Source organism: Acinetobacter lwoffii (assembly GCF_015602705.1).
Lineage (GTDB): Bacteria > Pseudomonadota > Gammaproteobacteria > Pseudomonadales > Moraxellaceae > Acinetobacter > Acinetobacter lwoffii_E.
The window spans coordinates 476,814-499,676 of the sequence record NZ_CP059081.1 but is presented as its reverse complement, the minus strand read 5'-3'; the positions used below and the strand labels follow the sequence as shown (position 1 = coordinate 499,676).

Genomic DNA, 22,863 nt, shown 5'->3' with positions numbered 1-22,863 from the left:
ATTTTATTGTGTATTACGTAATGGTATCAGTTGCATGCGTTTACCCACTGACTGTGCCCCCTGTCCTAACAAGATACCGTAATGCGTGGCATTGGTCATGACATGTTTCACATAATCTCGGGTTTCAAGTAAAGGAATACTTTCAGTATATTGATCTGCGGCAATCCCCTGAAATTCTGGCTGCCAGCGGCGGGCACGGTTTGGACCGGCATTATAGCCTGCCGTTGCCAGAACCGGACTATCACTAAGCTGACGCTGAATCGTAGATAAATAAAATGTTCCGTAGCGAATATTAGTATTCATATCGGTGAGTGCCGCCGGGTTATAAGCTTCACCCATTTGACGTGCCACCAACTTGGCCGTGTCTGGCATAATCTGCATCAGCCCACCCGCACCGACATGTGAACGTGCCACAGTATTGAAACGGCTTTCCTGACGCATCAAACCGTAGGCCCAGGCCGGATCTATGCCGGCATTGCGGCTATGACTGACCACGTAATTCTGATGTGGCATTGGAAAACGATAATTGTAGTTATGCTTGTTCGCGGTACGATCGGCAGCATAAATGGCCCGATCATGCCAGCCCATGTCCATAGCACGCTTTGCCGCAGCCAGTAACAGGTCATCATCCTTCTTCAGATAAGCCTGACGCACTGCCCAGTTCCATTCACGGTTAATGTAGTTATCCGGTGCACTGATATTGCGTAGCGTGAAAGCACGACGAAAATGAATGTCCTGATTCAAGCGCTGCATAGCCTGATTGGATGGCTGCACTGGATTTGGTGTACTTGCAGTTAGCTGTCCCAACTTGTCGCGTGCCAGCAAGTTGTGATAATCATCACCGGTCGCCAGTTTGCGATAAATACTTTCTGCTGCCTGTTTGGAAGCACGGTCAGCACGTTGTTCACTGGCACGAGCCAGCCAGTATTGCCAGCGATCTTCCTGCTTCTGGTTGACGCTCATGCTGTCAATCGCACGGATCAGGCTTTCCCAGGCACTAAAACGAATTGCCTGACGCGCATAAATCTCGGCTTCTTCCGGGCTAAATGGCAGGCCATAGCTGGCATCCAGCGCATTCAATACTTCACGGTTGAAGTTGTTTTTCATGACTGTGGTGCCACCGATATAACCGACAGCACGATATAAGGCGCGTTGTACCTGTACGGGTGTACCTTCGGCAGTCCTTTTGACAATGGACAAAGCTGAGTCCAAATCGCTATCGGCCAGACGTCCCAGCGCATAAATCAGATAGGCATGCTCTGCCGCAGTACTTTTAGGCGCAGACCACAAATAATTAGTGGGGTTGGCCTGAATCGAATTCAGTTGTGCCAGAGACAGATTTAAACCAATGCCTTGCGCTGTCGCAATCGCCTGTCCTGACTGTCCGGCACGAAGTTGCCCCCAGAGTCGCTGCTGACGGTCTTCTGAGGTCATGAGTGGACTGGATAGCATCATCCGGCCTAAACCAGTACAAGATTCGGGTTGGCTATTGGTAGTTAACCAGACTTCTTTAAACTCGGCATAGACCAGTTGATCGCCAGCTTTGGCACGCACTTGTGCCACTGCACAGGCTTCGGCAGGATCGGCATTGGTTACATAAGGCAATACCGGTTGGGCAGTGCTAAAGTCTGCCATTTTTACTTTTTCTTCGACATAGTCCGCTGCCAGCTTTTCAGCCATAGCAGATTGAGGGTAACGCTGGGCAAAGCTGATAATTTGGCTGACAGGCTGCATGGCAAGATTCTGGTTTAAAATCCAGTATTCCGGATAATAGCCCAAGGCATCATTCTGCATAGACAGACGATATTGCTGTAACAGTTCAATATTGCCTGCATTGGCTGCACGCAAGGCATCATTAAATTGTTCTTCTGCTGCCTGTGTACTCGCTGAACAGATACATGCCACACTTAAAGTAATTAATTTATAGTATTTATACATAGTTTTAGTGTGTTTCAACATCCCTTTGCCTTCTATCATCGATTTTGTGCTTTGCCCATGTTGCATATCATAAGAGCTAGTTTGAAGATTATAACCAACTCTATTGTTCAGTTATGTAACCTTATGATTAAGCAATATTAATCTACAGACAATTTTTGCCCATAAATCAATATTTTTCCACAGTTAATTTGGGCTATAAGTTTAAGCGACTTTCCTGCTAAAATATGCGCCTTTCCAAGATTTCAGTCCGTGAATTGAATTTTTATTCACCTGTTTGATGCATCAATCAGGCTGTTCGTTCACTCTTTCAACGTATTACCTTGTAGGAGCCTACATGACGGTTCAAACCTTCATTCCGAATGGTGCCCCAGCTGCCTCAGAAAACACTGTTACCCAGCCAGCGCACACCCCAATTAGCGATGCTTCAGTCAAAAAACTGTACATCGAAACGCAAGGGTGTCAGATGAATGAGTACGACAGTCACCGTATGGCAGACCTGTTAGGCGATTCTCATGGCTATGTGCTGACCACCGATCCTAAAGATGCCGATATTCTGCTGATGAATACCTGCTCGATCCGTGAAAAGGCACAGGAAAAAGTCTTCTCCGAGCTGGGTCGCTGGCGTAAGCTTAAAGATAAAAATCCTGACCTGATTATTGGTGTTGGTGGTTGTGTGGCTTCTCAGGAAGGCGATAACATCCAGAAACGTGCCAATTATGTCGACATGATCTTTGGCCCGCAAACCCTGCACCGTTTGCCGCAAATGCTGGATCAGCATTTTGAGCAGATCGAAAAGCCGAAAAAAGAAAAAATCAAACTGGTGGATATTTCCTTCCCGGACATCGAGAAATTCGACTTTTTACCTGAACCGCGTGTTGAAGGTTATAAAGCTTTTGTCTCGATCATGGAAGGCTGTTCTAAATACTGTTCTTTTTGTGTGGTGCCGTATACGCGTGGTGAAGAAGTATCTCGTCCACTGGATGATGTGCTCGCTGAAATTGCGGGTCTGGCAGAAAAAGGCGTGCGTGAAATTTCACTTTTGGGTCAGAACGTAAACGGTTATCGTGGTGAAACTTTTGAAGGCAATATCTGTACCTTTGCCGATCTGTTACGTTTGGTTGCAGATATTCCGGGCATTGGCCGTATTCGTTATACCACCTCGCATCCACTGGAATTTAATGACGACCTGATACAATGCTATCGTGACCTGCCACAAATGGTTTCACACCTGCATCTGCCGGTACAAAGCGGTTCCAATGATGTGTTGCAAGCGATGAAGCGTAACCACACCATCGATGTCTATATCGAAAAGATTAAAAAGTTACGTGCAGTTCGCCCTGACATGCACCTATCTTCAGACTTTATCATTGGTTTCCCGGGTGAAACAGATGAAAACTTTGAAGAGACTTATCAGTTTATTCAGGATCTGGATTTTGACCATTCTTATAGTTTTATCTATTCAAAACGCCCGGGTACGCCTGCGGCAGAACTGGAAGATACGATTTCTGAAGATGTCAAAAAAGAACGTCTGGCCAAAGTTCAGCAATGGATTAAGCGTTCAAGCATTGACAAGACGGATGCCATGCTCGGGACCATCCAGCGTGTACTGATCGAAAAAGTTTCTGATAAAGATCCGAATATTCTGGTCGGTACGGCGGACAATACCCGTTATGTCAACTTTATTGGTGACCCTGCCTGGGTAGGCCGCTTTGCCGAGATTGAAATTACCGAAATTAAAACTTTGAATTTAGTTTACGGTGAGCTCTTGAATCTTGAGCCTGACGTGGCGTAATGTAGAGCATATAACGCACACTTCATAAGGAACACTCTTGACTGCAGCGATTCGACGTACAGTAGCTTTTCCTGGAATTTCGATGGACCGTATACAAGCCATGTTAGGTGCCTATAACGGCCATTTGAAGCAAATTGAACAACGTTTAGACGTCAAAATCTCCCATCGTGGAGAAAGTTTTATTATTGATGGTGGAATCGATGCCGTTGAGAGAGCCGAAATGCTCTTGCAACGTCTTCATGAAGAATCTGAACATAGTCAGCAGATTAGTGCAGATACTTTACATCTGATGATTCAGGGCAGCCAGACTGACCGTGAACTTCAGCAAGATCTGGACGATCAGGAACATACGGGGCTGGACAATGTCTGGCTGCAAACTCGTAAGGGCCGGATCAATCCGCGTGGTGCCAACCAGAAACGTTATGTACAGCGCATTCTGCAAAGTGATATTTCTTTTGGTATTGGCCCTGCGGGTACAGGTAAAACCTACCTCGCCGTTGCGGCTGCCGTGGACATGCTGGAGCGTAATGAAATTCAGCGGATCTTGCTGGTTCGTCCTGCGGTTGAAGCCGGTGAAAAACTTGGTTTCTTGCCGGGGGATTTAACCCAGAAAATCGATCCGTACTTACGTCCCTTGTATGACGCGCTGTATGAAATGCTCGGCTTTGAAAAAGTGGCCAAACTGATCGAACGTCAGGTGATTGAAGTGGCTCCGCTTGCTTATATGCGTGGCCGTACCTTGAATCATTCTTTCGTGATTCTGGATGAAGCGCAGAATACCACCCCTGAACAGATGAAGATGTTCCTGACCCGCCTAGGTTTTGGTTCACGTGCCGTGATTACCGGCGACGTAACTCAGGTAGATTTACCGCGTGGTCAGCAATCCGGTCTGTCACATGCCTTGCGTGTGATTGATAAAATTCCTGAAATTCATATCACCCGTTTCCATTCGCGTGATGTGGTACGTCATCAGCTGGTACAGAAAATTGTTGAAGCCTACGAAGGCTGGGACAGTGAACAGCAGCGTTTAAGTGCTGAAGCACGTGCCGAACGAAAAGCACGTCAGGAAGCCTTGATCGCTGAAAATGATGCTGCGGCAGATGCACAGCATTAAGCTTTAAACTTAAGGATTTGTGTTGAAACTTAGTCTTTCCTTACAACAGGACTTTCAGTCGCCTGAACTGGTACTGAAACGTGCCTATATTAAAAAGGTTGTAGAAACCACTTTACGTCATATCGGCACTCAGAGTAATTGCGAAATCGGAATTGCCTGTGTCGACAATGACGAAAGTTATAAGCTTAATCTGGAATATCGAGACAAGGACAAACCGACCAATGTACTGTCTTTCCCAAGTGAACTTCCAGATGAAATGGCACAGTTTCTGGATGCATTTCCCATTGGTGATCTGGTGATTTGTATTCCAGTGGTATTACGTGAAGCGAGTGAACAAGGCAAAGCGCCTTTGACTCACTTTACCCATATGCTGGTTCATGGCACCTTGCACCTGATGGGCTATGATCATGAAACCTCGGATGAAGATGCCGAAGAAATGGAAAGCATTGAAATTGAGATTTTAGCCAAGCTGGGTTTTGAAAACCCTTATCTGGAACAGAACTAAAATTTGAATATTAAAAAAAGCGGGCCAAGGCTCGCTTTTTTTTAATGAAAGTTGCCCTCCCTCTAACTCCCTCCCAGAGGGAGGGAGAACATTCATTAGAATCCTATGATTGTTAAACATTATAGATATAGTTCCCTCTCCTTATTAGGAGTAGGTTAGGGAGAGGTCTTGGTAAATATCAACTTTAACGCACTTCAAACTCCGCTTCTGCCGGGTCAAAACGCCAGGTACGAATCACTCGCAGTTCGGAAATTTCTTTCATTTTACTGTCGAAAGCACCAAATGGGGCTGCCTTACGCACGGAAGATTTAGCTGCTTCATCCAGCATGGCATGTCCTGAACTGTCAATCAGTCGAATGGCACGAATCCCGCCATTCTGATTGAGGATCACCATCAGCCGCACTTCCCCTGCCAGATTCTGCTGCTTGGCTGCTTCCGGATAGTAGCGGTTACCATAAAATTCCACTTTTTCACGGAACTTTTCCAGATAGGCGGCCGAAACATCCTGCTTGGACTGAATACCATCTACAGTCTTAATTTTTTGCTGACGACTGAAATTTTGTTGACGCTGTAAATATTGCGCTTCCAGACTGGCGACCATGGCCGCTTTGGCCTGAAATTGGCTCTGTAATTGCTCCTGCATTTTTTTACGCTGATTTTCTTCTGCCTGCTTTTGCCAGCTCAAGGTGGTCATCAGGACTTTTTCTTCAAAACTGAGTTCCTGTTGCTGTTGCAGCATATCCAGACTTTCTTGCAGTTCTTCGCCTGCATGTTGTTCCATTAACGGCGATGGCATATCACTCGACATGCGATGAGCTTCTCTAAACTGGCCGGAACCCTGCTGGTCCGTTTGGGCCAGAAAATCAGCATGCTCAATTTTTTCATCAGTCTGGCGCAAACTGACTGCGATTTCTTTGGTACTGGTATCCCGATCTTGCGGCATACCAAATTCCAGGGTCAGCACGATCAAATGCATAATGCCTGCGGCAAGCACCGCACTGCTAAACACTGGATCTTTCCACCAAGTTCTGACCAGAGGCATGAGTATCATCGTTTTTTCACATTCGCCCAAACTCAATACTGAGTTCAGCTCCCCAAAAAAGTATTTGAAAGATTAAAAATAAACGGATTCGTCATTTATCTTTTTAAAATGCCAAATCCATCAAATCTTCAACGTTACATAACTAAAACTATAAAAATGGTGCTATTTATTTTGCTAAACTTCAAGCATGAACGCTTGTATTTTTCATACAATTCGACAAGATACATCCCGAGTCAAAAATAAAGTTGCCAGGACGCTTCAGTATGCAAACGCTAATTTCCAATATTTCCAACCGAATCCGCCAAGTGTATCAGAGGGCGGAAGGATTTATTGAAGATGAGCGTGAATTTCCCTTATCCCAAGTTTTCCTGAATGCAACCTTTCAGCGCTTTGTCACAGACAATGTCGATGCACTAAAAGACTTACATGCAGATTTACATGAAGACTGGCTGCGTCTCTACGCAACACTGGATTATAAAGGCCTGATTGTCACTTTATCGGTTGATTTGAAACTGGTACAGATGGAACTGAATAAAACCACCCAGTTGATCGTGTTCGAGCAAATTAGTGATACTCAGCTGATTGAAGCCAAATATCCAAATATGCTGTATAAACTGGGCGTGCGTTTCGGCTTGTTCTTCTATCAACGTATCTTGAATAAAGATCCTTTGGGAATGATTCTGGAAAAACTGGGTGTAATTAAAGTCATCGATGACTTGCTCTATCTGGATTTAAATCGCTGGTTAGGTAAAAGCCGATCTGTCATTGATACCTTGGGCAAAGTCCATGTCAATCACGCAGTACTTCGTGAAGCCGAACTGGTGGTGATTGGCAACGTCAATCTTGCAGCCCTGTTTAGAAAACTTTCCCAAGATCAGGAAGAGAACTGGGATGAAGACGAAATGGATGATAACCGGGTCACCCCCATCAAACAGAAAGATCCTTCTTAAATCATGCCGAACGTAGTTTTGAACAAAAGTTCTATAAAACTACATGAAATATACATTTTTGACAGAAATATCCCTTCAATTTCCATATTTTGCCCAAATAATAAAGGGTGCAATAAGTGATATGTTTTGCCCGTTGAACCAATATAGGAAAATAACTGATGGCGAAGACTGTATTCAAAACTTTAGTGATGACCACGGGTCTGAGCAGCGCGATACTGTTCACTGGTATTTCTAGCCAGGCTTTTGCCATGACTCCTTTCCAGGCCAGTTATCAATTTAGCTATAATGGCAAGAATATGGGGTCTGCAACGCGGACTTTAAGCAAATCAGGCAATAACTGGACTTATGTCTTTGCTGCAAAAGCCGGAGGTATTGCCTCTGCAACCGAAACCAGCCGCTTTACTTTTAATAATGGCAAGATCGGCTCAAGCAGTTTCAGTCGCAGCAGTAAAGTGCTGGTGCATAACAATACCATGAGTATTAATTTCAATCCTTCCAGCAAAAGCATCAGTACCAAGAAAGATGATGAAAAACGTTCTTTTGCCTGGAGAGCAGATGTTCTGGATGAGTTGAATGCGGAATTGCAGATCCGTGAAGACTTAAAAAATTCAGGTCTGAAAGGAAATTACTATATCGCTGATGCTAAAGAAGTCGAAGGCCGTAAGTTTATCAAGCAGGGTTCAGAGACGGTGAATACCAAATATGGTTCTTTCAATACCATTAAAGTGGTGATGAAGCATAGCAAGCCAGGCCGTGAGACCATCTTCTGGCTGGCGCCAAAACTTGACTATCTTCCAGTCAAAGTTTCGCATGTCGACAAGAAAACCTCCTATGGTTTGCTGTTAACTGACTATAAAGGTGCAAGCAACTAAGTTTTTGGCGAATTTCACTTGATTTTTTCCGGGTGCTTTTTACAATACGCTTTTGCTTGAAAAAGCACCTGCTCTTGAGGATTCTCCCGTGCATGCACTAGAACAGAAAATCTTGGCTGAAGGCATCGTCCTCTCTGAAGAAGTTTTGAAAGTAGATTCTTTCTTAAACCATCAGATAGATCCAGTCATGATGCAACTGATTGGTCAAGAATTTGCGCGTCTGTTTAAGGATGCTGGTATTACCAAAATTATTACGATTGAAGCATCAGGTATCGCACCTGCCGTAATGGCTGGCTTAGAGCTTGGCGTACCTGTGATCTTTGCACGTAAATACCAGTCTCTCACCCTGAAAGATGATTTATATCGTTCTAAAGTCTTTTCATTTACCAAACAGACTGAAAGCACAATCGCGATTTCAAATAAACACATCAGCTCAACCGATAAGGTTTTAGTCATCGATGATTTTCTGGCTAATGGTCAAGCGGCTTTAGGTCTTGCAGACCTGATCCACCAGGCAAATGCAGAAGTAGTCGGTATTGGTATTGTGATTGAAAAATCATTCCAGCCAGGTCGTGACCTGCTGCTTGAAAAAGGCTACCGTGTGGAATCACTGGCACGCGTAAAGTCTTTGACAAATGGCACAGTTGAATTTGTTCGCGACTAAGCTCGCCAATGAATTTTAAAAGAGCGCTGATGCGCTCTTTTTTTATTGCGCTTTTTTGAGGATGTAAATTAAAAATATCCAGAGATCGGTTTCAAATCAACCTAAATTATTATTTTCATTACAAATTTTAATCTGGGTAAATAGCTTAATCTTAAGCTCCAGGCTATTCAGTTTCTGAAATAGAGATTCATTGAATAAGCACTCTTGTTATCCGATGAATAAACAACAATTTATGTGGATGTTATTATAAAATAAAGAGGCCTAACTATCTGCCAATAGTTAGACCTATGTTCACCTCGAAAAAAGAGTTTATTTAACAGTCACAGTGATACTACCGCTATTCACAGCACCGATAGCGGTAGTTGTGATGCTGTTGTTAATAGCAGTTTGAGTTCCTTCTGAAATAGCACTGACAGATGCATCAATAGCACCCGCATTATAGGCAATATTCGCTACACTATAATTGCTTAAAGTTTCATTGATTTCCTCACTATAGTCAGTACTTAGTGTCGAACTCACAACTTCCGAGATATCTGAACTATCCGCAACCTCTGATAGCTCCTCTAGAGTTTCAGAATTATTAGTTGCACTCGTTACTTCACTGTAGTCGTAGTTATCCGTTGCATCTGATATGTCTGATACCACCTTATTGTAGCTACCCTGCTCAATACTGATACTACCTGTATTCGCGGCACCAATCGCAGTAGTTTCAATTGTACCTTCAATTGAACTAATGGCGTCTGGTGCTTCTCTTGTAGCTTCTGCAATTGCTTCTAAATCGACACTTGCATCAACATCACCTGTATTCACTGCAAGATTCAAAGCAGAACCATTTTCAACCTGCTGAGAAATAGAATCCAGGGTAGCTATTAAACCTGTATCTACGGTGACGTCAGTAGGTGTTTCATCTCCTTGGGCGTATGCCATACCTGTACCAGACAGAAAGGCGACGGATAAAGCGATTGTTTTGATCGTGTTTTTCATCGTTGTTCTTCCTACTTTTGTTTTGAAGTACCTCTCGCTAAGTACTCCTTCTTATAATGGGAGCGAGCCCATTTTTAAATATTTTTAATCACGCTGCGTGCTAGACCAATAATTTTCGACCACATCAGGATTGACCTCCCATAGCGTTGTAGTTTTTTCATCTTCTGACTCGTTGTCAGCTTCTTCTTGAGTATCTTTTTCTTCATTTGTTTCATTTGAAGAAGGTGAACGCTGCTTCTTGCTGATATATTTAATCAAGTCCTGTTTACTCATTTCAGGCTCTGCTTCAGGGTTTTGAATCACCTCGGACTCTTTCTGTTTAGGCGGTTTTGTATCTTTGCTCGGGGAGTTGGTTGACTTATTTTTTTCATTGGATGAGTCTGCCTGGCGTGATGCTGATTCCTGAACAGCGCTACTTGAAGCTGTACTATTTTGTTGCTGGCTTTTCTTGTACTTATGCAGTGCCACAGAACTTCGGGTTAAGTTCAATTGACCGAACTCTGGCGGTATCTGTGCACGACAGCTTTCAAATACGGCGGGTGGGACAACCTGACTCAGCAATTCAAAAGTGGCCAGATTCAACATTTGTCGCAAGGCAAAGTTAGTTGCCTCGCGTTCTCCTTTTCCAATCTGAATGTTTAAGAGTGTACGACCAGCGAATCTGCCTGCACTTAAGCCATAATCCTGTGCAGCGATTTGTTTCTGCAATGAAACATTGCCCACGACTTTACTGCTGCGGGTATCTGTCAGAGATAAATCCAGACCGACCATAATCCGGGTTTGACTATAATTCGGGCCAACACCGGCGATCTGCATATCAAAACCACCACCCGGAATAAAATCCAGACTGTTAATACTGCCTGTCACATAATAATCAGAGGCCTGGATTTGTCTTGGATCACGAATGCCCCACTTGGCTTCGCTTTCGATAATCCGGGGATCACGCCGGTTCATTAAGCTTACCCCCGCCTGAAACAAGGCAGATTGCACCATATCTCCCGCACCTTGGGTCACCATTTTTCCGCTACCACCATTGGTAACTACATCCTTACCAGTTTGATCCAGAATTGCCCCTACGGAGAAACTCACATCATTACGTAATTGTCCTTTTAAGCAGGATAAAGCCATATCAAAAGGGGTAAAAATATCGGTAATTGGGGGGCCTTGTACCAGGCTAACTGGCTTCTTGTTTGAAGGTGCCAAGCCTGTGCAGCCTGTTAAAAAAGAACTGAAAAGGACGGTGACACTTAAGAAAGATATATGTCTTCTGGTCGAGGAGAAATTCAGCATTGTGATTCTCCTGGTCTGTTACTTAAATTAAGACAGCGCTGAGGATTTTGATTGGTATTTGAATTGACTGGTGCTTCATTCAGCAATTCACTCGTAATATCAATATTGTTGTCTGCGCCCTCTACATTGATATTGTTGGTCGGGGTATTTACCGTCCCGATGGAGGTGGTCGAAGTGCTATGAACGGTGGTTTTACCTAATCCAGAATAATAGTCTGACTCCTTAAGTTCGATCAGATTGGCTTGAACTAGATTCTCATTGGAACGGGCACTGGATGATTTCCAACGCTGAGTCCACTCATCAGAGGTGGCATAAGCGTTACTTAGAAAACACAAACATAATAAACCCAGATTGATAACTAATATTCTCATAATCTTAATATCCTCTGATTTAAGATATTTATTTAATTTTTCGTTTAAGTAAGATTAAATTTATCTGAAAAATATTAAATCACATAAAATTATAAAATGTAGAAAATATCCCTATTCACATATTTTTTTGTTTTAATTAAAAATATAAATTATTGTTTTTAATTAATAAATAAAAATTTGTTTATTATTTGTGATTTGTAAGAAATCATTATATAAAATTTTTTTGAATATAAAATTCATATAAAAAACTTGATTAAAATAATATATTTTTCATATTAGCAATAATAAAAAATTTATCTAATAAAGATTAGAATTATTATACTTTTTATATTTTAAAAGTCGTAAATTTTTATTTTATTAGAACTTCTATTTAACAAGGATAAATGTCAAGATTTATTTAAAATATAATTAATCAATTACAATGAAGGTGACTTATAAAGAAACGCCAATATTCAGGTGTATTTTGGCAGAAAAATTTTAATAGCCCTGATAAGAACTCGTTTGCATATTTTTCGACGTCCCTTCCTTTTTCATCTTAACTCCAGAAATAGTCTTTCTAAGAGCTAAGAGCATAATATTTAGAATGATAAGAAAAGAACATTTCTGATGATCTTGAGATTTGCCATTTCCTCAATGGCAGGTTAAAAATTGCGTTAATCAACCAAGAAGGCATATATTTACAGCTGAAATACAATGTTTTAGCGTGAACTCAACTAGAATCAAGTGAGTATGCAATGTTTCTGATTTGCGAATTCAAAACTTATCTAGTGTGTTGTTGTATGTTATGAATAAGTGCTGATCAGGGCAAAAATCCTATTTCCGATAAACCTAAAACAAGCACATCTCAATCCTTGATGGAACAATCTATGCAATGTCCTAAATGTGGCTCAGCTGATATCGAACAGCGCGATCATGAACAGAATTTAAAGAAAATTGGCGGCATTCTCATGAGTTCAGCGGGTGCAACTGCAGGGACTGTAGGTGGCGCTGCTTCGGGTGCATCGATTGGCGCTGCAATTGGTACAGTAGCCGGACCTTTAGGTGTGATTGTCGGCGGAACCGTAGGCACTTTTGTCGGTGCAATCAGTGTCGGAATTACCGGCGGTGTGGTCGGTAATTTTCTGGGGAAAAAAGCCGGGGTTTCTGTCGACCGTAATCTGTTTCAGGATTATCAATGTCTGAAATGCAAATACAGATTTAGTCAAAAAGATCAAAAAGATCAAAAAGATCAAAAAGATCAAAAAGATCAAAAAGATCAAAAAGATCAAAAAGAAGCCTAATAAAATTCAGGAAATGAAGTTCATCCTTCATTTCCTGTGAGTGTTTTTCAGACTCGATTGAGTTTCAGTACCACTTCACCTAAACGCTTGCCTTGTACTTCACACAGAATTTTTTCATCCGGACTCAAGCCCTGATCATGCCGTGGGCCGCTGACATGACTAGCACCATAAGGTGTGCCACCAGTTTTGGTATTCGAGAGTGCAGGTGTTGCGTTACTAAGCCCCATGATCATCATGCCATGATGGAACAACGGCGGCAGCATGGTCAGCAAAGTACTTTCCTGTCCACCATGCATGGAACCTGATGCCGTAAACACGCAAGCCGGTTTACCGTGTAGCGCTCCATTCAGCCACAGACTCGTAGTCTGATCCCAAAAATATTTCATTTCAGAAGCCATGTTACCAAAACGGGTCGGTGAACCGAGCGCCAGGCCGGCACACTGCGCCAGATCGTCCAGAGTACAGTAAATATCCCCTTCTGCCGGAATACTCGGTTCAGCGACTTTTACCATGCTGGATATATTTGGAACTGTCCTGATTTTTACTGGCACGCCTGTCGCTTCAATTCCATTGGCAATTAAATGCGCCATTTCTTTGGTTGAGCCATATTTGCTGTAATATAAAACAAGGACATAAGGTTGCATCATGGTTCTTAGTCATTACTTAAAAAAATAAAACTATACGATACTTTGCAAGTTTTTTGGTTAAGCTGATGATGAAAATTCATGATGATTAAAAAAATTGAGATTGGATGCAGATGATTGTTAAGTATTTAAAGAAATTACCTTTCTATGAAAAACACTGGTTTCAATTTGTTTTATTTGTACTTCGACGCTTTGAAACAGACCGCTGTCGCGAACAGGCAGGTTCCCTGACCTATACCACCCTGTTCGCCGTAGTGCCGATGCTGACGGTTTTTCTGGTGATTATTTCTTCCATTAAAGCCCTAGAACCTGCGCGGCAGCAATTACAGCAGCTGATTTATAGTAATTTTTTACCCAAAACCACCATTGCCTTTGATAAAGCCCTGAATGCCTTTACCGATAAATCCAGCAATCTCACCATCATTGGTATTCTGTTCTTATTTGTGACCACAGTATTGATGCTCAGCAGTATCGAAACGGTGTTTAACCGCATTTGGCGCGTGACTGAAACACGGGGCGGAATTATGGGCTTTATGCGTTACTGGACCATTATTTCGCTGGGGCCGATTTTACTCGGCAGTGCGTTTGTGATTTCCTCGACCGTGGCATCCATGAGCATTCTCAGCAATAACTTTGCCGGTTATGAGCTGGATGGTGCCTTTGTTCTCTGGGCGATTTCATTTTCTTTGACTGTACTCGGATTTTTCATTTTGAACTGGACCATCCCGAATCGTAGTGTACCGCTTAAATCTGCCTTTATTGCCGGTCTGTTTAGTGCCGTGGTGTTTGAGCTGTTGAAAAACCTGTTCGGCTATATCATGTCAAACTTCACCAGTTATGAAATTGTCTATGGCGCATTCGCCGCCGTACCGATTTTCCTGCTCTGGATTTATCTGTCGTGGATTATTGTGTTATTGGGGGTTGAAATCAGCTATGCCCTGACGGCGTTTGAATCTGGGCAGGACAATAAACGCCATCCCATCGTCATGCTGCTGGATCTGTTAGAATTATTTTATAAAAAGCAGAAAACTGGTGAAAGCATCAGTGAAGCCCAAGCACTTGAGGTCTTAGGCCGGGATGAAATTGGACGCTGGCCGAGCTATGTCGCCATGTTTGAAAAGCAGAATTTGATCAAACGCACCGATGAGAATGAATATGTGCTGGTTCGCGATCTGGATCAGGTCAGCTTCTGGAATTTTTATCTGCAATTGCCTTATCCACTGCCACGCAAAAACCATCTCACCAATGCCCAGACTGATGACATCTGGATGCAAAATTTCTCACCTAGATTACAGGAAACTGATCAATATCTGGAAGAAAAACTCAATTTCCCATTATCCGAACTGTTCCGACATAAATAAAAAAATCCTCTCGCTTGAGAGGATTTTTTTTAACTGATAGCGGTAGATTTCCAGCAGACTATAGCGCCTGCAGTCACCAAACCCGTCCCGATCCAAAAACTGAGTTCGGGTCTGACATCCAGAATCAGCATTGACATGACCGAAGAAAGAATCGGCATAAAATAGGTGGCTAAAATCAGCACCTTGATATTGCCGAATTGCATACTCTGATTCCAGTTACTATAGGCGATGCCAATCAGACTACCCACCACTGCAATTCCCAGCCATAGCTTGAATGTGGGCATGATAAAAGGTTCGTTTAATCCTAAATGTAAGAACCATAAGCTAATTACAGCGACCAAAAAGAAAATCGGTACGCCATTCTGTCCGCGGCCGTAGGTTCTGGTCAGAACGCAATAGCAAGGCCATAACAAAGCGCCGAGAAAGGCAAAGCCATAGGCCTAAGGATTTTCAGCTAAAACCTGCATAAACTTCGGCAGATTAGTGATTTCTGGATTGACCACCAGCATCAGTCCTATTACGGCGAGCAGAAAGCCGGGAATCATCCAGAGGCGGGCCTGCAACTGCCGGGCAAAAATCGAAAAAACAATCATCAAGGGTGGCCACAGATAATTGATCATGGCAATCAGCATCACTTGTTCACGATTATCCGACCATGCCACGGCAACCAGAAATAGAATCTCATAAGCCACAAATAAAGCGCCACAACCGAACAGATAGCGCTTGGACATTTGCTTGATTTTTGGGAAACCCGTGAATGCCAAAATCGCCAGACTGCTAAAACTATAAATTAAAGCAATCCCCTGCACTGCACTGGTGGATTCAGTAATCAGTTTCACTACAGCGACTAGACTGGCCCAGATCAGAATGGAAGACAGGCCAATCCAGGTCGCTAAATTTACAGACCAGTTTTTCATACTTGCTCTTGAATAGTTTTATTAATATTCGGTTTTTTCAGCCATCCCTGCAAACTCACCAGAATCACGCCCAACATCACCATACAGGTGCCGATAATAAAATTGATTTCGATATGTTCATCCAGAATCAGCACCCCGAACAGCATGCCGAATACAGGGGTCAAAAAGGAAAATACCCCCAACCGTGATGCCAGATAATGTTTCAGCATCCAGAACCAGATCAGATAACTGGCAAAGGAAATCAGTACGGTATGAAAAATCAGACTGGAAATAGACAACACCGTCCATTGAATAGCTGCTTGCCCAGTCAGAACAGCCAGAGGCAATAACAGGATTCCACCCATCAATAATTGATAGAACAAAGTCTGGGTTGCAGGTGCTTCAGCCAGCCGGCTCAGACGTACACTGACTGTGGTGGCTGCCCAGAATACGCCGCCAAGCAAGGCCAGAAAATCTCCCCACAAGGCATCAGTCTGTAGACCTGACCCCGTTTGTGGACGTAACAGAAAACTGACTACAATTCCGCTAAAGGCGAGAAATATTCCGCCCCATTGCACAGCAGACAAACGCTCTGCCGGCAATTTCCAGTGCAAACCCAAAGCCACAAAAATCGGTGCGGTATAGAGTAAAACAATCGTATGCGAGGCTGAGGTATAACGCAGTGCCTCACCAATCAGATAGAATTCGGTTGCAAACAACACACCGACCAGCAATCCTGCAGGTAAATAGCGTGCATTCCACAGTTGACGGCGTACGCTTTGCTGAATCAAGGGATAAACCATCAGCGCAGACAAGGCTGAACGCAAGGCAATTTGCATCAGGGCTGAAATATCATTCGCGGCCCACTTCAGTACCACCTGTTGTAAACCCCACAACATACACAATACAAACATGATGGCAGATGCTTTGGCATCTAATGCCTGACGCTGGCTCACATACGGTCCTGTTGCTCATTTGGAAGGTACACTATAAAAGTGTCAGAAATAAAAGATATACTTCAAAACAGACAAATGATGGTGTTATTCAGGCAATTTCGGTGATGCATAAAAAAATCCAAGCAGATTCAGCTTCGCTCAAGCAACTTCCGACCCATGATCTGATTAAAGCACCTCTGTGGATCAGCTTCAGGGAGGATCCCGCGCAATCTGTTTATCCGCTACATGGCCATGCCTGGGGAGAATTTGTCTATGCTTTTCATGGCGTGATGGAAGTGAATATTAATCATATAAATTATGTGACGCCTTCACCTCACGGCATCTGGCTCCCACCGAATTTAGAGCATCGTGGTCTGAACCGTACCGCAGTTTCTCATGGCACTCTGTATGTGCATGAATCACTTTGTAGCCAACTGCCCACTCAACCGGGCATCCTGCTCAGCGCCCCCTTGGTCACTGCTTTATTTACCCACCTGAAACAACTACATCAGCAAGACCATCCAGCATTCGAGGATTCAGCTGAATATCAACGTCTGCTACAGGTACTGCTCGATCAGCTCCAGCAAGCCCAACTGGTCAGCAGTTATCTACCGCATTCAGAACATGTACTGCTGAAACAGATTTTAGATTATTTACATCAGCATCCGGCAGATCAGAGCTCGCTGCGGCAACTGGCCGAACGCGTCAATTTAACCGAGCGGACGCTAGCGCGATATAGCCAGAAAGAACTGGGAATGTCACTGCATGAATGGCGGCAACGCCTGAAAGTGATGCAGGCCATGTCTTTATTAAATGCAGGTCATAGCGTTGAAAGCATCGCCTTTGATCTGGGCTATGCCAATGCCTCGGCATTTATCAACATGTTTAAACGCTGGATGGGAAGCACCCCAGATCAATTTCGCAAACGTTATACTGTTAATGATTAAAATTATGCCTATGAAAAAGGAGCCAATAGGCCACTGCTGTCCCATAGTTTGCTTTAAATAAAAAAACCTGAGTCCTAACAGTTAAAATATGAGTGCAAACAAACACTTTAACGACCAGGATTCAGGTTTTGTCACATCAGAATACCGTATTTCATGAGCTAATTAAACCTGTTGTGCGACAGGATTTTGAACAACTTGCTAAAGTACACCATGTTGGACAGAAATTTAGAGCGGCTTCCCGGTGGGATCAGTTTATTGCCATATTGATGTCTCAATTCTCTTGTAGGCAAAGTCTGAGAGATATTCAATCCAATTTGGAGTGCCAACAGGAAAAGCTAAGTCATCTCGGAGCAAAGTCTATTCCCCGAAGCACGCTGGCACGAATCAATGAGCAGCAGCCTGCTGCCTTGTATCAACAGCTATTTTACAAGTTGCTTAAATACTATGAACACTCGAAAGTAGCTCATAAATTTCGCTTTAAGAATCCCTTGTATTCCTTGGATGCCAGTCATATTGACCTGTCGCTTTCCTTATGTGAATGGGCCAAAGTTCATGACTCAAAAGCCAGCATGAAACTCAGCATAGGATTGAATCACAGCAATGATATTCCTGAGTTTGTTGCAGTTGAAAATGGCAAAGAAAATGACATGGTACAAGGCCGCAAATTCCAGTTTCCTGCTGGCAGCATTGTAGTTTTTGATAAAGGCTATGTCGATTACCAATGGTATGCAAATCTGACTGCTCAAAACATTGGATTTGTCACACGTTTTAGGCCTAAATCTGTGTATCAGGTGATCCGGCAACATCCAGTGCTTGAATCCAAAGGTATTCTAAAAGATGAAACCATTCAGCTGAATAGCGCACATGCCCTAAAAAGAAAAGCCCCAGTGTTAAGAAGAATTGAATATAGAGATCAGCAAAGTGGCAAGCACTTTAGCTTTCTCAGCAATAACTTTCATTTAGCCGCCTCCACCATTGCGGCGATTTATAAAGATCGTTGGAAAGTTGAGCTGTTCTTTAAGGCGATTAAGCAGAATCTCAAATTAAAAGCGTTTCTAGGCCGCAGCAGGAACGCAATTCAGACACAAATCTGGATTGCGATGATCGCCTATTTATTGGTGAGTTTCGCTCAACATTTAGGGAAAACAGGTTGGACAGTTCAACGTTTACTCAGAATAATTCAAGTGAATTTGTTTGAAAGAAGAACTTTAAAAGCTTTATTTTCACCCGATAAAATACCCATAAAACAAGAGGAAGCTCAAATGAGCTTCCTCTTGTGAAAAATTGTGGGACAGCAATGGCCAATAGGCTCCTTTGATTCAAAATCTTGGTTATTTCACAAAAGTCGTCCAGACATAATCCTGAGACTGCCCTTTGAGGGTCATTTTCAGTTGATCGCCTGAATGCAATGCTGCAACACCTGCCGGGGTACCGGTCATCACCACATCCCCTTCTTCCAAAGTAAAGACCTGACTGATGTCAGCCAGCAAGGTCGCAATATCAAAAATCAATAAAGCGGTATCACCTTTTTGACGCAGCTCATCATTGACTTGCAGTGTGTAATGCACATCTTTCCAGTCAGTGACTACATCGGCGACAGGTACCCAATCCGACAACAGACAAGAGCCATCAAAGGCTTTGGCACGTTCCCAAGGCTGGCCTTTTTTCTTGAGATCATCCTGTAAATCACGCAAAGTTAAGTCCAGACCTAAAGTCACCGCACCCACAGCTTCAAGTGCTTTCATAGGATCGCTTTCTTTGCTTAAAGTCCGGTCAATACGCAAACTCAGTTCACATTCATAATGGCAATTGCCCCATTCCGGATTCCACTCAATGCCTGCTTCGAGCGAACTTAAGGCACTCGGTGGCTTGATGAACAATACCGGACGATCAGGGATCGCATTGCCGAGTTCTTTGGCATGATCGGCATAACTGCGACCCACACAAACGATTTTGGATGGACGTGTGCTCATGATCAAAACTTCCCTTTTCCTTTTATAGATATCTGAATTATTTTTTAAATGTATGCTCGAACATACTCTGTTCAGTGCCGTCCTTAAATGCACGCTTCGGCACAATAACCACGGTACGGTTTTTTAATTCCATCATATAAGTGAGTTTACCAACAGCAAAATTCTGCACTTCGCTATATGGCACCAGCTTGCTACGATCATTATTAAAAATTTCCGCATAGTCCTGATACAAATCAATACCCTGTTCGCTTTTACCAAACTGATATTTAACAAACTGGCGTTTAAACATCATCGGCAGGAACCAGTAACGCATGATGCCTTGCAGGATCAGGAAGAATGCACCCAAAGCCACGTAATAACGTCCAACGCCATCAAAGCCCATCGAGAAACCCCAGATGATGATCCCGATACTGACCAAAGGGGTCAGAAAACGTGAAATCTGCTTTTTGCCAAAAGTCGCCAGGGCAAAACCATCCTGAGATTCTTCTAAAGTCAGAAAATAACGGGTCGATAAAGTCGGTGCTGACTCAGTCATAGCATCACATCAAAAATAAAATCTTGCCCAATACTATACCAAAATATCCATAGCGCTTATGGCCTGTCGCATCAATTACATAACTTTGCTTTGGAAATACGTGCATTTGGTTTTAAATAAACAGCAATTAAAACAAAAAATACGCAACAGGATGTTGAATGAAAGGATTAAAGCAATGCATGCTCATCGGTGTTTGTTTGGCAGCTTCTGCTCCAGCACTGGCCAAAATCATTGCCTGGAATGCCGAACTGCCGAGCAGTCTGAGTGCTTATCAGGGCAATGCCCAGCAACTGGCAGAATTAACCGGCGAGCGGATTCTGATTTATGCGCATCCAACCAGTAAAACTCAGCTTCCCACCTTAAACAGTAATGCAGCCAGCAAGACACAGTTTTATAGTGCGGCTGTAGTATTGCCTGTGGCTGAAGCTCAGGTTGAAAAATTGCTGCAACATTATCCGAATTATGTCGGTCTGTTTCCGACCTTAAAGTCGGCCAAAGTGCTGGAGCAGCAGGGTTCGATTCAGCAGGTTAAATATCAGGTTCATATCCCGACCCCGATTCCAGTCTTGAACTTTAAAGAAACCGTAGTGATGCAGCATCATCTGGGTGAAAACAGCATCAGCACCTTAATTATTGATGCGCCAATTCTCTATGGTGCAGGAAAACTGGAGTGGTTTGCACTGGGTTCGCATAGAACGCTGGTGACTGTCACCCAATGGGGCGACCTGAACCAGCCCAAAGGCTTTTTATTCAGTAAAATCCTGAATGCGCTACCTGAAGCCAAACTCGGCATTCCGCCGAGTACCAATGCATTTCTGCTGGAAGCACTACAACAACGCTTTAAAATCGAGCATACAGCAGCACTAGCAACTCCGATTCCGCAACTTAGATTCAACCCTCAACAGCTACAAAAAATTGCCCAGATCAGCCAAAAGTCTGGTCAACCGGTCAGTTTCATTTTGCCGAACTATCAGATTAAAGAAGGAAAAGTCTCAGAAAATTTAAGATTTAGCAGCACCTATCAATATTTTGCGCATCCGGTCAAAAAATTGCGGCCACGGTTGGCTGCTGAAGCGACGCAGCAACTTTTCCCCCGGCAAATCAAGAAGGTCGAACTGAATCCGGTCAATACCCAGAATATAGATGCCAACTATAAGGTTTCGGTGGGTTTAGGGGTGATTCAGATTCCATTTAACTTCAAAATGCGTTTTTACCAGCCTGATTCCTTGCAAAACCAGTTCAATGCCAATGGCGGTGACTTAAAGTTTGTGAAAGGTGGCATGCGCTTATTGCCGCAGTCACAGGGTACCTTATTTCAAATTACCAGCAGCATGAAGATTCACGATCAGGCGCCGTTCTTATTAAGAGCCATGCGCAGCATACCCTATCACGATGTTTTACCTGCGGTAGGTGGCAATACCGTTTATGCACTGAAAGTTCAGCAAAAATTAAGATAAGAAGGATGCAGAGAGTTATTGGTTTTTTATATGAAAAATTCACACACATTCCAGACACAAAAAAACCGCATCAATGTGCGGTTTTTCAGATTTTTTATCAAGATTGGTGCGCTCAGAGAGATTCGAACTCCCGACCCCTTAGTTCGTAGCCAAGTGCTCTATCCAGCTGAGCTATGAGCGCGACGTCTTGATGGGGTGCATTATACGAGTTTTTTCAGTGTTGTTAAGTGTTTTTTAATAAAATCTCAACCGAACGTACAGTAATTAAACGATGCAGCAATATTCACAACTTTCTGCTGAAAACTTCTGCAAATTTAGAGCTAAAAGCACTTAATTAATTCAACCAAGAAGCTTCATTTTCCAAAAAATTTCAGCACCAAATAATGGGTCAACCTTAAGTATTCTCAACCAGGTATCCAGCCAGAATAGAATTCAAATATAAACCGACCATCACTCTTGTGCGCTTTATCACTCGCGTATTGTTCCCGTCTTTACTTCTCCTGCCCTTTGATAATGCGTAAACACAATACCATTTGAGCTGACCAGATGATCTATCAATTGAAAAGCGGCGGGTATTGATTCATGACTAAACAGGCGTTTGCCAACACCCAGTATAATTGGAAAAGTCAGCAGACAAAGTTCATCCACAAGCTCATATTTGAAAAGCGCCTGTACCACTGCAGCACTGCCATAAACTCGAATATCCCCCTCTCCTGATGCTTTAAGCTTGATGATCTCATCAATGCTTTTCAGAAAAAGGGTATTTTGCCAGTCGGAATGCTCCAGACTGGTAGAAAGGACATATTTATTGACGTCATTAATTCCCGGCCAGTCTTCAGTATGTGTGGGCCAGTAAGATTCAAAAATCTGAAAAGTATTTTTCCCCAAAAGAATATCGGAGGGCTGCATCCATGTTTGCATGATGGCATCAAATGCCGGATCAGGTTCCGCGTTAAAATACGGTGCCACCCAGCCACCATATTGAAAACCACCAGATATATCTTCTTTGGGGCCGCCGGGCGCCTGCATCACGTCATCTAGGGTCAAAAATTCCTGGACAATGATTTTTCTCATCACGACTGCCTTTATTTTTATTCACTCGCCTGAGACTTATTTTTAGCACGTGATGTCTGGTGTTTCTGTAAATTTTAGGCACAAAAAAACCGCAACATGTGCGGTTAATTGTTCAAGTTGGTGCGCTCAGAGAGATTCGAACTCCCGACCCCTTAGTTCGTAGCCAAGTGCTCTATCCAGCTGAGCTATGAGCGCGTAACTTGTGTGCCTCGGTTGGCAATACGTTTTTTCTGCTTAAC

At 43.2% G+C, this 22,863-nt stretch carries 21 protein-coding genes, 2 tRNA genes and 1 pseudogene; 11 read left to right on the top strand and 13 right to left on the bottom strand.

What is annotated here, in order from left to right:
• Window positions 1-3: 3 nt before the first annotated feature.
• The gene (locus H0S56_RS02360) at window positions 4-1,938 is read right to left on the bottom strand and encodes a lytic transglycosylase domain-containing protein (RefSeq protein WP_195726038.1); all 1,935 of its coding nucleotides are present in this window, start codon (window positions 1,936-1,938) and stop codon (window positions 4-6) included.
• Between the two features lie 334 nt (window positions 1,939-2,272).
• On the opposite strand from H0S56_RS02360, the gene miaB reads away from it, so the two are divergent.
• The 3 genes from miaB to ybeY are packed head-to-tail and all read left to right on the top strand — an operon-like array spanning window position 2,273 to window position 5,349.
• Window positions 2,273-3,730 carry a tRNA (N6-isopentenyl adenosine(37)-C2)-methylthiotransferase MiaB gene (gene miaB / locus H0S56_RS02355; RefSeq protein WP_191111885.1) on the top strand — a complete coding sequence of 486 codons (1,458 nt, stop codon included), beginning with the start codon at window positions 2,273-2,275 and terminating at the stop codon, window positions 3,728-3,730.
• 37 nt (window positions 3,731-3,767) lie between these two features.
• Entirely contained in the window at window positions 3,768-4,844 is a 1,077-nt protein-coding gene (locus H0S56_RS02350) for a PhoH family protein (RefSeq protein WP_004281434.1), read from the top strand.
• Between the two features lie 22 nt (window positions 4,845-4,866).
• Window positions 4,867-5,349 (top strand): rRNA maturation RNase YbeY, encoded by a 483-nt coding sequence (ybeY, locus tag H0S56_RS02345; RefSeq protein WP_195726037.1) that lies wholly within the window; start codon window positions 4,867-4,869, stop codon window positions 5,347-5,349.
• Between the two features lie 184 nt (window positions 5,350-5,533).
• Here ybeY and H0S56_RS02340 read toward each other — a convergent pair whose 3' ends face one another.
• Window positions 5,534-6,391, bottom strand: coding sequence for an energy transducer TonB (locus tag H0S56_RS02340; protein ID WP_195726036.1), 858 nt, complete (start codon window positions 6,389-6,391; stop codon window positions 5,534-5,536).
• Between the two features lie 263 nt (window positions 6,392-6,654).
• Here H0S56_RS02340 and H0S56_RS02335 point away from each other — a divergent pair, with 263 nt between their 5' ends.
• From H0S56_RS02335 to H0S56_RS02325, 3 genes are all read left to right on the top strand, one after another.
• On the top strand, window positions 6,655-7,341 hold the full coding sequence (locus tag H0S56_RS02335) for a hypothetical protein (RefSeq protein ID WP_005263717.1): 687 nt from the start codon (window positions 6,655-6,657) through the stop codon (window positions 7,339-7,341).
• 158 nt (window positions 7,342-7,499) lie between these two features.
• On the top strand, window positions 7,500-8,213 hold the full coding sequence (locus tag H0S56_RS02330; protein WP_195725574.1) for a DUF3108 domain-containing protein: 714 nt from the start codon (window positions 7,500-7,502) through the stop codon (window positions 8,211-8,213).
• 88 nt (window positions 8,214-8,301) lie between these two features.
• Window positions 8,302-8,877 carry a xanthine phosphoribosyltransferase gene (locus H0S56_RS02325; protein WP_004732222.1) on the top strand — a complete coding sequence of 192 codons (576 nt, stop codon included), beginning with the start codon at window positions 8,302-8,304 and terminating at the stop codon, window positions 8,875-8,877.
• A 309-nt stretch (window positions 8,878-9,186) separates the two neighbouring features.
• On the opposite strand, the gene H0S56_RS02320 is transcribed toward H0S56_RS02325, so the two are convergent.
• The 3 genes from H0S56_RS02320 to H0S56_RS02310 all read right to left on the bottom strand — a co-directional run bounded on the left by H0S56_RS02320 (window position 9,187) and on the right by H0S56_RS02310 (window position 11,522).
• A complete protein-coding gene (locus H0S56_RS02320) occupies window positions 9,187-9,861 on the bottom strand; it encodes a hypothetical protein (protein WP_195725573.1) in 675 nt (224 codons plus the stop codon).
• Window positions 9,862-9,945: 84 nt separating this feature from the next.
• Window positions 9,946-11,151 carry a CsgG/HfaB family protein gene (locus tag H0S56_RS02315; protein ID WP_195725572.1) on the bottom strand — a complete coding sequence of 402 codons (1,206 nt, stop codon included), beginning with the start codon at window positions 11,149-11,151 and terminating at the stop codon, window positions 9,946-9,948.
• Entirely contained in the window at window positions 11,145-11,522 is a 378-nt protein-coding gene (locus H0S56_RS02310; protein ID WP_044113166.1) for a hypothetical protein, read from the bottom strand. Before H0S56_RS02310 ends, H0S56_RS02315 begins: the two co-directional genes overlap by 7 nt.
• Before the next feature lie 854 nt (window positions 11,523-12,376).
• On the opposite strand from H0S56_RS02310, the gene H0S56_RS02305 reads away from it, so the two are divergent.
• Window positions 12,377-12,802: a hypothetical protein gene (locus tag H0S56_RS02305; RefSeq protein WP_171065910.1), complete on the top strand. Its 426-nt coding sequence runs from the start codon at window positions 12,377-12,379 to the stop codon at window positions 12,800-12,802.
• Window positions 12,803-12,849: 47 nt separating this feature from the next.
• On the opposite strand, the gene wrbA is transcribed toward H0S56_RS02305, so the two are convergent.
• Window positions 12,850-13,446, bottom strand: coding sequence for an NAD(P)H:quinone oxidoreductase (wrbA, locus tag H0S56_RS02300; RefSeq protein ID WP_195726035.1), 597 nt, complete (start codon window positions 13,444-13,446; stop codon window positions 12,850-12,852).
• Between the two features lie 113 nt (window positions 13,447-13,559).
• Between wrbA and H0S56_RS02295 the strand changes: the two genes are divergently transcribed.
• Window positions 13,560-14,807 carry a YihY family inner membrane protein gene (locus tag H0S56_RS02295; protein WP_004281448.1) on the top strand — a complete coding sequence of 416 codons (1,248 nt, stop codon included), beginning with the start codon at window positions 13,560-13,562 and terminating at the stop codon, window positions 14,805-14,807.
• A 29-nt stretch (window positions 14,808-14,836) separates the two neighbouring features.
• On the opposite strand, the pseudogene yddG reads toward H0S56_RS02295, so the two are convergent.
• A pseudogene (gene yddG, locus H0S56_RS02290) lies at window positions 14,837-15,724 on the bottom strand (aromatic amino acid DMT transporter YddG).
• Window positions 15,721-16,659, bottom strand: a complete 939-nt coding sequence (locus tag H0S56_RS02285; RefSeq protein ID WP_180086863.1) for a DMT family transporter — start codon at window positions 16,657-16,659, stop codon at window positions 15,721-15,723. The pseudogene yddG and the gene H0S56_RS02285 overlap by 4 nt, the downstream one beginning before the upstream one ends.
• A gap of 104 nt (window positions 16,660-16,763) precedes the next feature.
• On the opposite strand from H0S56_RS02285, the gene H0S56_RS02280 reads away from it, so the two are divergent.
• Together H0S56_RS02280 and H0S56_RS02275 are read left to right on the top strand one after the other, a co-directional pair.
• The gene (locus H0S56_RS02280) at window positions 16,764-17,585 is read left to right on the top strand and encodes an AraC family transcriptional regulator (protein ID WP_195725571.1); all 822 of its coding nucleotides are present in this window, start codon (window positions 16,764-16,766) and stop codon (window positions 17,583-17,585) included.
• Between the two features lie 128 nt (window positions 17,586-17,713).
• Window positions 17,714-18,865, top strand: coding sequence for an IS4-like element ISAbe18 family transposase (locus H0S56_RS02275; protein ID WP_195726034.1), 1,152 nt, complete (start codon window positions 17,714-17,716; stop codon window positions 18,863-18,865).
• A gap of 51 nt (window positions 18,866-18,916) precedes the next feature.
• Here the strand turns inward: H0S56_RS02275 and H0S56_RS02270 are convergent, their stop codons facing one another.
• Window positions 18,917-19,558, bottom strand: a complete 642-nt coding sequence (locus H0S56_RS02270) for a fumarylacetoacetate hydrolase family protein (RefSeq protein ID WP_195725570.1) — start codon at window positions 19,556-19,558, stop codon at window positions 18,917-18,919.
• Between the two features lie 37 nt (window positions 19,559-19,595).
• Entirely contained in the window at window positions 19,596-20,093 is a 498-nt protein-coding gene (locus H0S56_RS02265; RefSeq protein WP_195725569.1) for a YcxB family protein, read from the bottom strand.
• Between the two features lie 158 nt (window positions 20,094-20,251).
• Here H0S56_RS02265 and H0S56_RS02260 point away from each other — a divergent pair, with 158 nt between their 5' ends.
• Entirely contained in the window at window positions 20,252-21,550 is a 1,299-nt protein-coding gene (locus H0S56_RS02260; protein ID WP_195725568.1) for an SRPBCC family protein, read from the top strand.
• A gap of 104 nt (window positions 21,551-21,654) precedes the next feature.
• On the opposite strand, the gene H0S56_RS02255 is transcribed toward H0S56_RS02260, so the two are convergent.
• The 3 genes from H0S56_RS02255 to H0S56_RS02245 all read right to left on the bottom strand — a co-directional run bounded on the left by H0S56_RS02255 (window position 21,655) and on the right by H0S56_RS02245 (window position 22,819).
• Window positions 21,655-21,731 (bottom strand) — tRNA-Arg (locus H0S56_RS02255).
• A gap of 287 nt (window positions 21,732-22,018) precedes the next feature.
• On the bottom strand, window positions 22,019-22,624 hold the full coding sequence (locus tag H0S56_RS02250) for a dihydrofolate reductase family protein (protein ID WP_195725567.1): 606 nt from the start codon (window positions 22,622-22,624) through the stop codon (window positions 22,019-22,021).
• 118 nt (window positions 22,625-22,742) lie between these two features.
• Window positions 22,743-22,819, bottom strand: a tRNA-Arg gene (locus H0S56_RS02245).
• Window positions 22,820-22,863 lie beyond the last annotated feature (44 nt).